At 62.2% G+C, this 13,408-nt stretch carries 14 protein-coding genes; 9 read left to right on the top strand and 5 right to left on the bottom strand.

What is annotated here, in order from left to right; all coding sequences use genetic code 11:
• Nucleotides 1–97: 97 nt before the first annotated feature.
• From EZH22_RS31385 to EZH22_RS31375, 3 genes are all read left to right on the top strand, one after another.
• Nucleotides 98–2,197: a phage head spike fiber domain-containing protein gene (locus EZH22_RS31385; RefSeq protein WP_203197162.1), complete on the top strand. Its 2,100-nt coding sequence runs from the start codon at nt 98–100 to the stop codon at nt 2,195–2,197.
• A 98-nt stretch (nt 2,198–2,295) separates the two neighbouring features.
• Complete coding sequence (locus EZH22_RS31380) at nt 2,296–2,889, top strand: recombinase family protein (RefSeq protein WP_203197161.1); 594 nt, start codon at nt 2,296–2,298, stop codon at nt 2,887–2,889.
• On the top strand, nt 2,886–3,119 hold the full coding sequence (locus EZH22_RS31375; protein ID WP_203197160.1) for a WGR domain-containing protein: 234 nt from the start codon (nt 2,886–2,888) through the stop codon (nt 3,117–3,119). The genes EZH22_RS31380 and EZH22_RS31375 overlap by 4 nt, the downstream gene beginning before the upstream one ends.
• 349 nt (nt 3,120–3,468) lie before the next feature.
• Here EZH22_RS31375 and EZH22_RS31370 read toward each other — a convergent pair whose 3' ends face one another.
• From EZH22_RS31370 to EZH22_RS31360, 3 genes are all read right to left on the bottom strand, one after another.
• Nucleotides 3,469–3,777 carry a type II toxin-antitoxin system RelE/ParE family toxin gene (locus tag EZH22_RS31370; RefSeq protein ID WP_203197159.1) on the bottom strand — a complete coding sequence of 103 codons (309 nt, stop codon included), beginning with the start codon at nt 3,775–3,777 and terminating at the stop codon, nt 3,469–3,471.
• Nucleotides 3,767–4,042: a ribbon-helix-helix domain-containing protein gene (locus EZH22_RS31365; protein WP_203197158.1), complete on the bottom strand. Its 276-nt coding sequence runs from the start codon at nt 4,040–4,042 to the stop codon at nt 3,767–3,769. The genes EZH22_RS31370 and EZH22_RS31365 overlap by 11 nt, the downstream gene beginning before the upstream one ends.
• A 148-nt stretch (nt 4,043–4,190) precedes the next feature.
• Nucleotides 4,191–4,865 (bottom strand): hypothetical protein, encoded by a 675-nt coding sequence (locus tag EZH22_RS31360; RefSeq protein ID WP_231711644.1) that lies wholly within the window; start codon nt 4,863–4,865, stop codon nt 4,191–4,193.
• A gap of 484 nt (nt 4,866–5,349) precedes the next feature.
• Between EZH22_RS31360 and EZH22_RS31355 the strand changes: the two genes are divergently transcribed.
• From EZH22_RS31355 to EZH22_RS31335, 5 genes are all read left to right on the top strand, one after another.
• Nucleotides 5,350–5,991, top strand: coding sequence for a ParA family protein (locus EZH22_RS31355; RefSeq protein WP_203197156.1), 642 nt, complete (start codon nt 5,350–5,352; stop codon nt 5,989–5,991).
• A gap of 164 nt (nt 5,992–6,155) precedes the next feature.
• A complete protein-coding gene (locus EZH22_RS31350; protein ID WP_203197155.1) occupies nt 6,156–6,326 on the top strand; it encodes a hypothetical protein in 171 nt (56 codons plus the stop codon).
• A 105-nt stretch (nt 6,327–6,431) separates the two neighbouring features.
• Nucleotides 6,432–7,514, top strand: a complete 1,083-nt coding sequence (locus EZH22_RS31345; RefSeq protein ID WP_203197154.1) for a replication protein RepA — start codon at nt 6,432–6,434, stop codon at nt 7,512–7,514.
• Between the two features lie 1,170 nt (nt 7,515–8,684).
• Nucleotides 8,685–8,900 carry a hypothetical protein gene (locus tag EZH22_RS31340; protein WP_203197153.1) on the top strand — a complete coding sequence of 72 codons (216 nt, stop codon included), beginning with the start codon at nt 8,685–8,687 and terminating at the stop codon, nt 8,898–8,900.
• 45 nt (nt 8,901–8,945) lie between these two features.
• A complete protein-coding gene (locus EZH22_RS31335; protein ID WP_269902926.1) occupies nt 8,946–9,554 on the top strand; it encodes a DNA methyltransferase in 609 nt (202 codons plus the stop codon).
• Nucleotides 9,555–9,725: 171 nt separating this feature from the next.
• Here the strand turns inward: EZH22_RS31335 and EZH22_RS31330 are convergent, their stop codons facing one another.
• The gene (locus EZH22_RS31330; RefSeq protein WP_231711648.1) at nt 9,726–11,891 is read right to left on the bottom strand and encodes a type IV secretory system conjugative DNA transfer family protein; all 2,166 of its coding nucleotides are present in this window, start codon (nt 11,889–11,891) and stop codon (nt 9,726–9,728) included.
• Nucleotides 11,892–11,915: 24 nt separating this feature from the next.
• Nucleotides 11,916–12,128 carry a hypothetical protein gene (locus tag EZH22_RS31325; RefSeq protein WP_203197150.1) on the bottom strand — a complete coding sequence of 71 codons (213 nt, stop codon included), beginning with the start codon at nt 12,126–12,128 and terminating at the stop codon, nt 11,916–11,918.
• Between the two features lie 421 nt (nt 12,129–12,549).
• Here EZH22_RS31325 and EZH22_RS31320 point away from each other — a divergent pair, with 421 nt between their 5' ends.
• Complete coding sequence (locus tag EZH22_RS31320; protein ID WP_203197149.1) at nt 12,550–13,278, top strand: MobA/MobL family protein; 729 nt, start codon at nt 12,550–12,552, stop codon at nt 13,276–13,278.
• The last annotated feature ends 130 nt before the right edge of the window (nt 13,279–13,408 follow it).

Below are 13,408 nucleotides of genomic sequence, written 5' to 3'. Positions count from 1 at the left end.
GAAAACTGCGCCTAAATCGCTACAGGTCTGCTCGTTGATCGTGCAAATCAACCATAGCGTCTTGAGTAACAATAAATAATCGTTCAGGCTGCTCGCCATGAACGGGCGACTTTCATTATTCTTGATTTTTGCAATAACAATATTAATCACAGGTTATTCATTTGCGCAGCCGTGGCAGCCCCACGTGCGGCGGATGGATTGGTGGCGCAACACGGCGACGCTGGATATGGACTTCGTGCACAACCGCTACATGGTCAGCCTGACCACGCCGGTGGTTTACACCAGCCTCAGCCAGTTCATCACAGCCGTCAGCGGCACCTTCATCCGCGCTGGAGTCAACACCACCGCAACCGGAGACCCCTTTTACCTCAGTGCCAACCAGAGCTTCGTCAGCCGGGCGAGTTCCGCCACCTACATTGACAGCAGCGGAGTGATGCGGACAGCGGCCGCCAACACCGCGCGGCCGGATTACGACCCGGTGACACATGCCTACAAAGGCATCCTGATTGAGGAGGCGCGGACCAATCTGGTAACACCCGCCAGTAACTGGTCTGCATGGTCTACCTATAATACCAGCATTGTATCCGGCGATATAGCCCCTGACGGAATCAGCAATTTTGGTGTGTGTCGACCCTCCACAGCCAACGTGCTTCATTATTGCTCGGTTGGCTACGCCTCAGCTCTTGTTACAAACACTGTGTATACGCTGAGTTTTTATGCCAAGTCCCATGGGTCACAAAATGCCGTCATTCCGGACATCATCGGCTCAGGTGGGGTTAATGGCAGCCGATACAACCCAAAATTTGATCTTTCGAATGGCACTATCGGTACGGGATCGAGCATTGTGTCCTCGAATCCGACGCCAACTACATCAATGGTCGCGATGGGAAACGGTGTTTACCGGTGCATTGCCACCTGGACCACCAGCAATACCGCGCTTAACTTAATTGCGCTTTACACGGGGCTCTACGGCGCCTATACGGGAGATGGAACATCCGGCATCCAGCTTTGGGGTGTACAGGTAGAGAAGGGCACCTCCCCCACCAGCTACATCCCCACCTCCGGCACGGCCGTCACCCGCGCGGCGGATGTTTACACCGCCCCCTACAGCGGCACCTACTTCGATGCCAGCGGCACCCTGCGCAACGCCCCGGCCAACACCCCCCGGCTGGATTACGACCCCTCGACTTCTGAACCAAAGGGCATCCTCATCGAGGAAGCCCGCACCAATCTCGTTCCGTCCGATATCATCGGGTGGCCATGGCTGAGCTATTCACCCGCCGGAAGCGTAACTTTCGTAACCTTTGTGACCAATACGGATGTTGCGCCGGACGGAACCACAACAGCCCACAGCCTTACCTGCACGAGTATGGCAAACTGCACCAGGTACGTAGGCCCGACCACCACCTCGGGGACAACATACACCTTCTCGTTTTTCACCAAGGCGCCGCCTGCAGGGACGACCTGCAGCGCCATACGTTCCGGCTCGGCCACTGGGTCCGGGGTTACGTATTTCTCAAAAAATATCGGAAACGGCTGGTGGCGGGTAGGGCTCACCGAGACCCTCACCAACTCCGGCACCTGGCTGCCGCAAATCAGAAATCCCTGGATAAGTGGAACCTGCCTTGTCTGGGGCGCGCAGGCTGAGGCAGGTGCCTTCCCCACCAGCTATATCTCAACCTCCAGTGTTTCGGTCGCACGGGCAGCGGATTATTTTCAGATCCCGACATCAATCGGGTGGTTCAACGCCAATGAGGGTACGTTTCTGGCTGATAGCTTTGCAAACTTTAACTCAAGCTCAGGCCAGGCCACTGTAAGCAGGATTATTGGCGCAGATTTTCCGAAGGTATTTATCGCGATGGGACTTTCATCCAATCTGGACAGGGCTGTTATGTATACGGGTACAACGTCGCTTTATTCTGGAAGTTTCATTCCATCGGCAGCGCCCGATGTGAGTTTCCGCTCCGCTGCGTCCTTTGATGCAGCAACCTCGACCCAAAGCATCACGGCCCGAGGTTTGGCTGCGAGCAGCAATGCGTACACTGGCAGCTGGTCAGTTAATAACATATACGTAGGATCAAACGGTTATATCCCATCATCGACGACGCTCTATGACGTAATCAATGCCTCGGTCAGGCGTGTGACTTACTTCCCCACCCGGCAGCCGGACCACAGTTTGCCGGATTATACCCGCTGATCGTTTGCAAAAATCAAGAATTATGCAAATTACCTTTGGCCCTGAATCCTCAATGGGTTATATTTGCATAATATAGGTACGAAAGTCAGGCCCGAAACATGCCCCCGCGCGCCGCCCGCAACGCCCCCTCGGCCGACACCAACCTTGTCGGCTATGCGCGCGTCTCCACCTTCGGCCAGACCCTCGACGCCCAGGTTGAGCAGCTGACGGCGGCCGGGTGTTCCCGCATCTTCAAGGAGAAGGTCAGCGGTGCCCGGGCCGACCGGCGCGAGCTGAACCGCCTCCTCGCCACCCTTGGGGAGGGCGACCAGGTGCTGGTCACTCGAATTGACCGCCTGGCGCGCTCCACCTTCGACCTGTTCGCCATTGTCCGGCGGATCGTGGACGCGAAGGCGCAATTCCGCTCCCTCGCCGAGCCTTGGGCCGACACGGCGACCAGCACCGGCCGCCTGATGCTCGCCGTCCTCGGCGGACTCGCCGACGTGGAACGGGACCTGATCCGCACCCGGACGGCGGAGGGCCGCGCCCGTGCCAAGGAACGCGGTCAGGTGATGGGCCGCCGATCGGCTCTGAGCCCCCAGCAGAAGCAGGAGGTGCGTGAGCGCCTGGCGGACGGCGCCCAGCTCGCGGACCTGGCGCGCATCTTCAACGTCAGCCGCTCCACCATCTCCAGGCTGAGGCCCCGCCCATGAGCACCGTGCAGCTGCGCAGGATTGATCCCAGCCGCAACATGGCCAGGTTCTACATGCTCACCGTGCAGCCCAGCCTGTTCGGTGAATGGTGCCTGGTGCGCGAGTGGGGCCGGATCGGCTCCCCCGGCCGGGTGGCCTCCACGCCGTTCCCCTCCCCTGCCCTGGCCGAGGCGGCCCTGGACAAGTGCCAGCGCCAGAAGGTCCGCAAGGGATACGCCCAGCCCATCTAAGTATCTAGAAACAAAAAGGGCACCAGCCGGAGCTGGTGCCCTTCCTGTCTAAAACAGTCGAGCCAGAAGAGCTAACGAAGCAAAGCCCGGGATATAAAATCCCAGCTTGAGTCGATAGCACTTGCTATGCCCCGACTGCCTGGCTTCGAGACAAAAGACTGCGAACATTCGCAACCCTTTCTCTCTATGCGCGAGGCCCTTGGGGTAGCCGCCTTCACGCAACAGGCCAGCAGATGAGAGGTTTTTTACCGTTTAAGCCTAGGGGGTGACCTCTCAAACACGCTGCGGCTATTTCGTAACCCGCTCTAGGTAGGAAGTGGCGGAGCGACTTCAAGCCCCGCCTGGCGCTTTACAGATCGTCGCTGAGCGCGCCTTCCATGAAGCGGCCGCCGTAGAACACGCCCAGGATCTCCACCACCTTCCCCGTGATCCGGTAGGCAATCGATACCCGACGCCGGAATGAGAGCACGCGCACACCAGGTCCAACCTCCGGCCGGAGGGGTGCCCGCTCCGGCATCTCCGCCAAGCGCGCGCATTGCTCCTCGATCTTCAGAACATATCCAAGGGCCACGTCCGCGCCGCCGCGCTCGCTGATATAGGTGTAAAGCTGATCAAGCGCCTCGGCCGCCCGGGGGCGAAATACGACCTTAAACGCCACGCCCGGCCGCTTTCGCTTCCTCCTGGTGGCGCCGCTTCAGCCGCGCAAACACATCCTCCGACGGGACGCTTGGCCGCGTATCATCGAGGGCTTTGCGGACTTCCTCCCGCATGTACGCATCCAGCGCCGCCTGTTCCCGCTCCAGAGCCCGCACCCCGGCGCGCAGGACCTCGCTCGTGGACGCATAGCGCCCGGACACCCGCAGGGCATCGACCCGCTCCGCCATGTCGCCCAGCGTGACCGTCACCGGTTTACTCGTTCTCATGTTCGCACCCTTTCTTTCCTCCCTTATAGCACACGATATTACACTGTCATACTGACAATACGTATTTTCACTGTGAAATACAAAGGGCGTGGCATTCGAATAGCGGTCGAGGGGGAGGAGGGGCGCCCTTCCCCTCCCCCGATTTACCTCACCACTCGATCTTGAGATCGAGCTTCACAGCGGACAGCTGCACGCCCGCGATCTGCGCCACGCGCTCGCGCGCCCACGAGATCACATCTGAAATGGTGGTAAGGGTCGGCGCGGCAGTCTCAGCTGCGGCCTCTTCGGCCTCGGCTTCGCTCTCCTCGCCAGCGGTTCCGGCCGCCAAGTCGGCCAACGGGTAGATCGCGATGGGCTTGTAGTGCTCAATGATGCCCGAACCCACACTGAATACCGGGCGCTCATCGCGGTCCAACGAGACCCACATGCCGAAATTGTCCTGGACCTTCAGCCCCTCCTTGATCCGGGCCGCATAGGACCCATTGAAGCGCTTTCGCACGTCGTCAGCGGGGAACATGTAAACCTGCACATTCTGAGGGTTCTCCCGGGCATCCACCGTGGCCACCAGAACCGTGTCCACCTCGTCCAGGGTCTTCCACTTGGTGCCGCCCGCCAACGGGGGGAAGGCAACCCAGCGATCCCGCGTGGTGCGGATGGACGTGACCTTGGTCTTACCCCCCTTGGTCAGCTGCCAGATATTGGACAGCCCACGGCCCGGAAGGCGTTCCAAGGCGTAGCCCTGCGCTGCCGCAGCCTTCTTGGCAGCTTCCACCAGCATCTTCCACGTAATCGTTACATTCTGTTCGCTCGACAAATTGGCCATGTTTAGCTCCATCTGAAACCGCGTCGGATACCATATCCGCGCCGGTGATTTAGTGTGTAGCTTTTTGGCTTGGCCACGTCAATTGGTTTTCGAATCATATGCGAAACTAATTCAAACGGTGCCTCCGGCCTTCGGCCGCCGGGCTGTCGTGAACCGAGCCCGCAAACGGTCTCGGCCCTGCGGGCGTCCATCCCTGATGCAGCACCTTCCGGCCGCAGACGCGGCCGAGAGGGGAGGACGGGGCGCCGCCCCATCCCTCCCCCGCAAGGGGCAAGCCCTTGCCCCCCACCCTTCCCCGCGTTCGCCACGTGGCAGGGGTTCAGGCAGGCTGAACCCCTGACCCAATGAAAACAGAGACATAGGCCACACGCAGCGTCATTATGCTTTTATGCTATAATATCTTTATGCTGTAGCATAATGATGCTCTTATATCTTGAGATGTTATGCTGTAGCGTCACAGCGTCTTTATGCTATTATGCTGCACATGAAGATCATCACCCTCACCACCCAGAAGGGCGGGACCGGCAAGACCACCCTTGCCACCTCCCTTGCCGTTGCCGCCATGGAAGCCGGTGAGACCGTCGCCGCCTTCGACCTCGACCCCCAAGGCTCGCTGGCACGCTGGGGGGAGCTGCGAACCGCTGAAACCCCGATTGTTGAGACGTTCCCGGCAAAGAACGTCGCTCAGCTGCCCGACATGGTGCGCGGCCTGGCCAACAAGGGCTTTAGCCTGGTCATCATCGACACGCCCGGCGCCGACAACACCGCCACCCACAAGGCCATGGAAGCCGCCAGCTGGTGCCTGGTCCCCATCCGGCCGACCCGCCTCGATGCCATGGCCGTGCAGCAGACTGTCCGGGCGCTGATGCGTGGTGACAAGCCCTTTGCCTTCGTGCTCAACCAGTGCCCCAGCTCCGGCCGCAGCTCACGCGCCGCCGACATGGCCGCCGGGCTTTCGGCCCTCGGCTTCCTGGCCGAACCGCCCATTTGCTCCCGCACCGACTATCAAGACGCTTTCGCGGCCGGGCAGGGAGTGACCGAGTTTGCCCCCAAGGGACGCGCCGCCGAGGAAGTCCGCGCCCTGTGGGCCTGGATCAATCGCCAAGCCCCGGAGGTGACCCAATGAGCCGCAGACCTTCCATTTTCGACGCATCAGACTTTGCAACGGTGCCCCAAAAGGCCCCCGCCGCCCAAAAGGCGAAGCCCGCACCCGCGCCAGCCCCGATGCTTCCCGCCGCCGAGGACGCCCGCGTGGTGGAATCCGCCGCCCCCGCAAAAGGGGAGGGGGACATGTTCCGCACCAGCCTCTACCTCTCGCACGCCGTGCATGACGTGCTGCGCGAGATCGCCCATGTGGAGCGCAAGAAGGTCCACGACCTTCTGCGCGAGGGCATCGACCACGTGCTGACATCCCGCCTTCACCCGTCCATCGACGAGATCACCCGCAAGGGTAAGGCATAATTATGCTTTTATGCTATAGCATAAATATGCTGTCGTGCCGGTTCCTTGGGCACAATCCAGCCGCGAACCCTTCCGCCGTCTTGTCGCACGGCATAGCATGATGTGATGCGGCACCCGGACGAGCACCTGATTCGCGACGAGGACCTGCGCGCCAAACTCGAAGAGGCGCGCGGGAAATTCTTGTTCGAGCAGCAGGTGGGCATCCTGGTCACCACCCAGCGCCGCCGCGACGACGAGCGCCAGGCGGAGGAAGCCAAGGCCCAGGCCCTCGCGGTCATGCCCCGCGAACGGCGTCGCCGCGCCATCATCCGGGAAGTCATCGAGAACACCCAGCCCACTCCGGCCGACCTGCGCCACATCCACAGTGTCATCGCCGTCTGCGGCATGCCCTATGACCGCCCACCGCCGGAGGTGCGCCGCTTCGAGAAGCAGCAGGGCAACATGAGCCTCCTCATCCAGGCCGGTGAACTCACCGGCAAGGATCAGCAATGGGTGCAGCAGCCGCTGCCCTTCGGTCCGAAGGCCCGGCTCATCATGATCTACCTATGCTCCGAAGCCATCCGGCAGAAAAACCCCACCATCGAGATCGCCGACAGCCTTTCCGGCTTCATCCGGGACATGGGCTTTCCGGTCACCGGCGGGAAGAAGGGGACCCTCCAGGCATTCAAGGAACAGCTGAACGCCCTCGCGGCCTGTGACATGAAGATCGGCGTATGGGACGGGGCAGGGCAGACCGCCCGCACCCGGCGCATCACGCCCTTCGATTCCATCGACGTGTGGCTGCCGCCCAACATCAACCCGGACCAGAAGATGTTCTGGCCGGACACGGTGACGTTCAACGACGCCTTCTATAAATCGCTCGACCGGCACGCCTTACCGGTCAGCGCCCACGTCATCCGGACGTTCGCCGGATCGGCCCGCAAGCTCGACCTCTACACCTGGATGGGCTACCGTCTCCACAACATCGACACCACGTTGCGCGTCAGCTGGAAGGCCCTTGCGGAACAGTTCGGGGGGTCCTTCGCCAGGCCGCGCGCCTTCCGCGCGCAGTTCGCCCAGGATCTGGCTCACCTCAAGGAGGTGCTCCCCAAGATCCCCGTCAAGGTCACCGAAGACGGCTTGGTCATGGAGCCCGCCGATCCCCACGTGCTCGCGCTTCCAGCTCCCCGAGCTGCAAGAAAATCCTGATTCGTCAAGCTGTTGTATACGCAGACTTGGTGGCGCCTGCGCACCGCCGTGGCTCCCGTGCGCCGCGCCGAACCTCATTTCCCAACCTCTCGCGCTTCCCGGGGCCAGGTTACGCAGACTTGGTGGCGCCCTTACCCACCTCGGCGAGGGTCGGAAGCACGCAGACTTACTGGCGCCTCCGAGCCGTCGCCGAAGCTCCGGAATACGCAGACTTGGTGGCGCCTCCCGAGCCGGAATCCGGCACGCAGACTTGGTGGCGCCCGCCTGTTTTTTGGCATCTTTGTTTTCAACGGCTTACGCTATGCACTACGCAGACTTGGTGGCGCACCTACGCAGACTTGGTGGCGCCCACCCCGATTTGCCACGCAGACTTGGTGGCGCATTCCACGCAGACTTGGTGGCGCATTCCACGCAGACTTGGTGGCGCCATATATAGATACAGAACATAACAGAACATCTCAGAACACTTTTTTACCGAACATCATCAGAATCTCAGAACAAGCCGATGAATCGAATTTGGTGGTTTTTGGTCGCTCGACTCCCCGTTCAGGAGTAACTTCCCAGCATCCCGCAGCCCGGCCATCGTCGCGAAAGGTCGGAAGCCTGATCGGTCATGCGATCTGCTTTGTCTGGAAGGGGGCGCAAAGCCGGTCAGGCGGCCTTCTGCGGGCGTTTAACCTCTCGGACGATAAATCCTCCACCAGCATCCCCCAAAGCGCTCCCAGCGGCTTCCCACGCCTTTCAGCCCGACAGGCAGGAGCGAGCTGCCCCGCTACGCGGGAGCTGATCCATGGCGGCCGAACGCCGCCCGCAGCCATCCAGACGAAAGCGCCTCCCCACCCGTTGGCCCCCCGCGCCGCGAGAGGGCAGGGGGCTTTGATGCCGTCCAGGACGAAGGCGGTTGCGCCCGGGACCCCGCCCGTTGGCCGTGAGATCGATTTTCTTGGCGTTCCGGAGACCCGCTCCCTTGGCGCGGCCCCGCACGCGGCCAGGACGTTCGGGAGATGCGGCGCGCGCCGCCGCCGGTCAATCGGCCGCCCGCTCCATTCGCTGCGCTCCCGTGTTGCCGGTGACCGTCGGACGACCCCTTGGGCCTCGGCTGCCCGCCGCTTGGAACTCCCGACCGGCCGCGAAGGGCGTGGCCGGAAAAACCAAAGGGAGATCCCCACCATGAAACGCAACCAAGCAACCCCTCCCAGCCACGATGTCTACGTGGTCGAGGGTGAGGGCGAAACCGCCTACTGGACCCGCATCGGCGCTGCCTGGTCCCACGAAAAGGGCGACGGCTTCAACGTCAGGCTCAGCTGCATCCCCGTGGACGGCCGCCTGGTCATCCGCAAGCGCAAGCCCAGGGACCAGACCGACACCCGGGAGGCGGGGCAATGATCGCCCCGCCTCCCCCTCCGGGGCGCCGTCCGGCACGGCGATTGCGTGCGGCTCATGCGCCGGATGCCCGCGGCCAGCGTGGACTTCATCCTGACCGATCCGCCCTACCTGTGCCGCTACCGGGACCGCAGCGGCCGGACCGTCCGCAACGACGACAACGCCCGCTGGCTGGCTCCCGCGTTCGCCGAGATGCACCGGCTCCTGAAACCCGACAGCCTGTGCGTCAGCTTCTACGGCTGGCACCAGGTGGACACGTTCATGGCCGCCTGGCGCGCCACCGGGTTCCGGCCGGTCGGGCACCTGGTGTTCCGCAAGGGCTATGCTTCCTCGGTCCGCTACCTGCGGCACGAGCACGAGCAAGCCTATCTGCTGGCCAAGGGCGCCCCCGATCTGTCCGGCGCCGCCATCGGCGACGTGCGCGAGTGGGTCTATACCGGCAACCGCCATCACCCCACGGAAAAGCCCGTGGAGGTCCTGCAACCGCTCATCGAGGCGCTGTGCCCCGCCGGGGGCCTGGTCCTGGATCCGTTCTGCGGCTCGGGCTCGACCTTGGTGGCGGCCCGCCGGTGCGGACGCGCGTTCACCGGCATGGAGCTGGACTACCGGCACTACCGCACGGCGCGGCAACGGGTGGCAGCCCTGCAAGGAAGCTGAAGCCGCCCCGGGCGGCGGGGGACCCCCGGGGCGGCTCCCAACCCTGACGGTCATCGCCTTCCCAGGCTGCACCGCACCGGAATCCTAACGGAAGTCCCCCAACCCTGTCCAAATATCCTCGGGAGTGCGGGGGCGGACAGCCACCGCCTCGGGGCGTTTGCGGCCGGACTTTTAGTTTTGTACCCCCGCCTGAGACCGGCTCGTGGGGAGTATTGTGAGCAACACTCCATCCTTCTCCGCCTGGCCCAGGGGCCAGCCGATGCGGCCGGAGCACACCAGATCATCCTGCGGCATCACCTTGGTCAAGCGAGCAGGGTGATTCTTGGCAATGAAGGCAATAATCTTATCCGCATACTCTGGACCGCTCAGTTGCCATGGCTCAACGAGCGCCTTCCGACGTCCGTCAAGAAGCCCTTCGCGTTCATTGAGAAGTCGGGAGAGCCGCTGCGCGTCTTCCTCGTCCGGATTCATGTAGCAGCGCACCATGCAATTGCCGATCATGCCATCGGCATTTTTGTAGCGCTCGCGGAACTGGCCGATATTTTGGGCCAGAAGCCAGACTCGCAGGCCGTAGCCCCGACCGATGTCGATCATGGATTCCAGGATGTCCATGCGGCCGAGGCGGGGCGCCTCGTCAATGAAGAAGGTGACGACCGGCGCTTCACGGTCAGGGCCTCCGAACATGAGATCGCGCATGGAGAGGCCGATGAGAGGCCGCAGCACGGTCGCATAGCGTTCCAGATCTTCGTCCCGAACGCACAGGTAAAGCGTGGCGCCGGTGCGCAGGCCCAGGGTATTGATGGAGCTGGTGTGGCTGATGGCTTTGATCGCCGGGGAAATCCACACCCGCAGCTGTGTGCGCGCATTCTCGAACACGCCTTCCCGCTGGTTCTGCGGCATGTCGCGGAACGCTTTAGCTTCTAAACGCAGCTGTTCTACCCCGGTTTCCGCCAAGGCGGCCGCCCATTTCTGGCGGTCCTCGTCCTCGGAGATGGCGTACAGCTGGTTGAGTACGTGGCTCATATTGCGCTGTTCTGGCGGAGCGGCGATTGCGGTGTAAGACAATGCCGTGGTCACCAGGGAAAGGCCTCGCTGCTCCCAATAAGGGTCTTTTGCCTCCTTGGTCTTGACCACCAGAAGATCGGCCAGGCGCTCGGCGTCGTCCCAAGCATATATCGGATCGCCGCGCACCCAATCCAGGGGATTGAACGTGGCGGAGATCTCTGGCCGATCCGGAGCGAAACATTGCACCGGCCCGACTTCCGCATGACGCCAGCCGCCCGTCATGTCGAAAAGTTCGCCCTTCAGGTCAACCACCACGGCACCGCCCCGGTAATGCAGCAGGTTCCTTGCGACCTGGGTTTGCGATTTGCCCGAGCCAGGCATGCCGATGGTGGTGAGGCTTTGCGGCAAGTCGTACAGGAGATCGCCGCCGTCTTCGAAGGCGCCTAGCCGCAGCACGGTCCTGCTGTTCGTTCCTTGCGGCGCAAGGGAAGAGGCAGAGGAATCAGGCGCTAGCCAACGGGCTCCGGCGAACAAATAGCGCTCGAGCACGGCTCGATCCCCTTCGCCGACCCGCCCCGGCTGGGCCAAAACCGCGCGCAAGCGCGCCTGTAGGCGTTCCGCTGACGCAACGGTCTCGCCAAAATGCCCCAATAGCAGCTTTCCCAGGCGTTCACGCAGTGCCTCTAGTCGGTCCCCGCTACGGAAACCCGGCACATCGGAGCGCACGAGGCATTTGCCCTCATTCCACACGATGGGGGCGAAGATTTCCATGCGCTCGCGCGCGCTCACCTCGCCGAGGGCGTGCAGTATCTCGGTCAGGCGGAGTACCGCGCGTTCGTTGTCCTTGAAATCGGTCAGGGTGCGCGTCAGCACCGCATCTTCCAACGCCCCGGCCGCGATCTTACGCAGATAGGATTCCTGAGTGTCGCCGATCAGGCGATCCATCCCGTCATCTTTGTTATTGTAGATCTTCTTGAACGTCGCCAGCTCGTCGGCCATGGCGATGCCCATGCGTTCCAGCGAGACGCGCGAGATTAGCCCCGGCACCAGGTCCGCCACGCGGATCTCGATGGGGGTGAGGTCATTGGAATATTTTTTGTCGATGGCCGCAAGAATGTCGGGCCGTGAAAATCCAGCCCCCGCCGAAGCGGGGGGCTGGGAAGACAGGCTGTCCGCGCGCACGGCAGCGGTGCTGTGCACGTGTTCCCGGCGGCGGGCGGATTCGATGGTGCGGTTTGCCGAAAGCGATCCGATGATGCCGCCGAGACCGCCGACATAGAAATACAGTCCAGCCGAACAGCACGAGCATGAAGCCGATGATGACGGCAGCATCACCCATGACATTTCATCCGCTGATCAAAGACCGGCGTTCTTTTCGTCGCGGCGGTCTTTCACATAGCGGGCGACCGCAGCGCCGCCTTTGGCGGCTTGAACTGTCGTCTTTCCGAGGCCCGTCATGATCATGCCCCCCGCCATGATCAAGATCGGGATACCGAAAATGAACGGCGGGATAAACGAGACTATCGCGCCGACGACGATCAGGAAGCACCCCATAAGAAGCTTGAACATGCGCCCCTACCTCCCGTTGCAACCGGGCTAGCTAGATCGCCACCATTCCCCTGCGCAAGAAGCTTGTGCAAGTGCACGGTTCACGAATTGCAACTAAGTTGACGTGATGTCCCCCGATGAGTGGCCGGCCTTGGCATTGGGCGCTGTGCGGAGATGTCCAACGGGGGTGCTAGTTGTCGTTCAGACTGGGGCTTGCGGGCGACCGTGCGGGCATTTTATGGTGCCAACCAGAGGTAGAGCGCACTTATGGGTTTGCGTAGCAAACCCTGTGACCACTCGACGGGGAATGACGCTGGTGGCCATCTACAGCCTCCACCACAGCGCAGTCGGCAAATCTACTCAACGGCAGCCATATACCGCCGCCGCTCACGCCCGATATGTCACTCGTCCTGGTGCCATGAGCCGCCTGGAGGGGGCCAGGATGCCGGTTGCGCCCGCATCCGTCATCGACTGGTTGTGCCAGGCAGAAGACACGTCACGCGCGAATGCACGCATCATCGACAAGGTCACGCTTGCGCTTCCACGTGAGCTCAATGCTGCGCAACGAGTGCAGCTTGTGCGGTCCTTCGCCGAGGATGTGACAATGGGGAAAGCGCCCTGGCTGGCGGCCTATCACGATAAGGGCAAGGACGAGAGCAATCCCCATTGTCACCTGATCATCCGGGACCGTGATCCGGAGACGGGCAAGCGGGTAATGGGCATGAGCGAGCATGGCTCGACCCAGCGCCTGCGTCTCGCGTGGGAGCGCCACGCGAATGCCGCCCTTGAGCTCGCCGGGCGGCAAGAGCGCATCGACCATCGTACTCTGAAAGCCCAGGGCATCGACCGGGCACCTACCATTCACGAAGGCCCGAAGGCCCGAGCGATGGAGGGGCGTGGCGCCCGGCCGGTTTCGCGTGAGCGCGCCGCTCGCAATATGGCTAAGTGCCGGACCCGCACGCGGCGGATCAATTACCCCCAGATCGACGGGTCACGCTCCCGGCCCGGATACAATCGCATGGTAAGGGAGGGGCTAGCGATTTTTGGGCTGCGGTCGACGCAGATCAGCAGCAGCGGGAGTTGGGAGCATTGCGCAGAATTCATCATCCTGAGCCGTCAATGGACAGTGGTGGTGTCGTTGTGCTCCAAACCCCGCAGAAGCAGGGAATAGGTGCTGGCTCGCATCTCCTCCCGATATCGGACACACTCAGCGTCCCAAGCGGCTCGTTTAGCGTCAATTTCCGCCCAACCGTCTTCCAGCCAACGTCGAAGGGGTTGCAGGACGGAAGGCGCAAGATGAA

The sequence above is a fragment of the Xanthobacter dioxanivorans genome (assembly GCF_016807805.1).
In the GTDB taxonomy this organism is placed as follows: domain Bacteria; phylum Pseudomonadota; class Alphaproteobacteria; order Rhizobiales; family Xanthobacteraceae; genus Xanthobacter; species Xanthobacter dioxanivorans.
Note: the sequence above shows the minus strand (reverse complement) of the source record. Positions and strands in the feature narration are given on the sequence as shown.

What these genes read in the sequence shown, in the direction of transcription:
- EZH22_RS31355 (WP_203197156.1), top strand. Translation starts at nt 5,350, where the DNA reads ATGAAGATCATCACCCTCACCACCCAGAAGGGCGGGACCGGCAAGACC.
- EZH22_RS31325 (WP_203197150.1), bottom strand. Translation starts at nt 12,128, where the DNA reads ATGTTCAAGCTTCTTATGGGGTGCTTCCTGATCGTCGTCGGCGCGATA.
- EZH22_RS31385 (WP_203197162.1), top strand. Translation starts at nt 98, where the DNA reads ATGAACGGGCGACTTTCATTATTCTTGATTTTTGCAATAACAATATTA.
- EZH22_RS31365 (WP_203197158.1), bottom strand. Translation starts at nt 4,042, where the DNA reads ATGAGAACGAGTAAACCGGTGACGGTCACGCTGGGCGACATGGCGGAG.
- EZH22_RS31320 (WP_203197149.1), top strand. Translation starts at nt 12,550, where the DNA reads ATGCCGGTTGCGCCCGCATCCGTCATCGACTGGTTGTGCCAGGCAGAA.
- EZH22_RS31360 (WP_231711644.1), bottom strand. Translation starts at nt 4,865, where the DNA reads ATGGCCAATTTGTCGAGCGAACAGAATGTAACGATTACGTGGAAGATG.
- EZH22_RS31330 (WP_231711648.1), bottom strand. Translation starts at nt 11,891, where the DNA reads ATGCTGCCGTCATCATCGGCTTCATGCTCGTGCTGTTCGGCTGGACTG.
- EZH22_RS31375 (WP_203197160.1), top strand. Translation starts at nt 2,886, where the DNA reads ATGAGCACCGTGCAGCTGCGCAGGATTGATCCCAGCCGCAACATGGCC.
- EZH22_RS31340 (WP_203197153.1), top strand. Translation starts at nt 8,685, where the DNA reads ATGAAACGCAACCAAGCAACCCCTCCCAGCCACGATGTCTACGTGGTC.
- EZH22_RS31345 (WP_203197154.1), top strand. Translation starts at nt 6,432, where the DNA reads ATGCGGCACCCGGACGAGCACCTGATTCGCGACGAGGACCTGCGCGCC.
- EZH22_RS31350 (WP_203197155.1), top strand. Translation starts at nt 6,156, where the DNA reads ATGTTCCGCACCAGCCTCTACCTCTCGCACGCCGTGCATGACGTGCTG.
- EZH22_RS31380 (WP_203197161.1), top strand. Translation starts at nt 2,296, where the DNA reads ATGCCCCCGCGCGCCGCCCGCAACGCCCCCTCGGCCGACACCAACCTT.